This is a genomic window from Parendozoicomonas verongulae (assembly GCF_009711465.1).
Classification (GTDB): domain Bacteria; phylum Pseudomonadota; class Gammaproteobacteria; order Pseudomonadales; family Endozoicomonadaceae; genus Sansalvadorimonas; species Sansalvadorimonas verongulae.
Genome location: NZ_SMME01000493.1, coordinates 389 through 1,051 on the forward strand (window position 1 = coordinate 389; position 663 = coordinate 1,051).

At 48.4% G+C, this 663-nt stretch carries 1 protein-coding gene; it reads right to left on the bottom strand.

The window, feature by feature from the left end:
- Positions 1-414, bottom strand: a 414-nt coding sequence (locus E1189_RS24595) for a hypothetical protein (protein ID WP_230459920.1), incomplete at its 3' end; no start/stop codon positions are given.
- Positions 415-663 lie beyond the last annotated feature (249 nt).

Sequence of the window (663 nt, forward strand, 5' to 3'; positions counted from 1 at the left end):
GCAGGCATTGAAATGCGGAAGCTGGGAAGGAAACAGGTCCCCCGAAGGAAGGGGAGAGCAGTGTATGTGAGGGGGAGCGTCCTCACCTGAAGATACATGGCACATGTTTGCTTTATCCCGGATCCATGTTGTTGCACCTGTTTCAACGGCCAGATGCTGCGCTGGCGTTGAGGTGGTGAGAGTTAATCCGTTTTTTTGTTTTTCTCCCTGGCAAAGCATAAGGTGATGTTCGGTTGTCCTGTCAATGACGCAGGATGTTGTTTTATGGGGATGGATATGTGTGCTGTCCGCATTTTGTATAGCAATATTGCCTGTCGATGTCACATCTAGTGGCGGTAACGGAATAGATTGAAGAGGTCTGCTCTTGTCTTCTGATGCATAGGTGGAGATAAAGCCAGGCTGATCACTGTGCAAAGACTGGTGGCAACAAAGTTCAGCCTGAAGACCATTCCCATCCTTCCAATAATTAAGAGCAAATAAGATAGCAACGTAGCTGGTGACCTTTGGTTATGCTGGTGTTTACTGCACTGCCCGTCTGTCGCTGGATGTGGTGAAAATCTTGTTACACCCGTCAAAGTCACAGACAACGGGTTACTCCCTTGTATGGGTGTGTTTGTGTCTGGTTAGATTACTGGATGTGGTGAAAGACTGGGTGCACCCGTC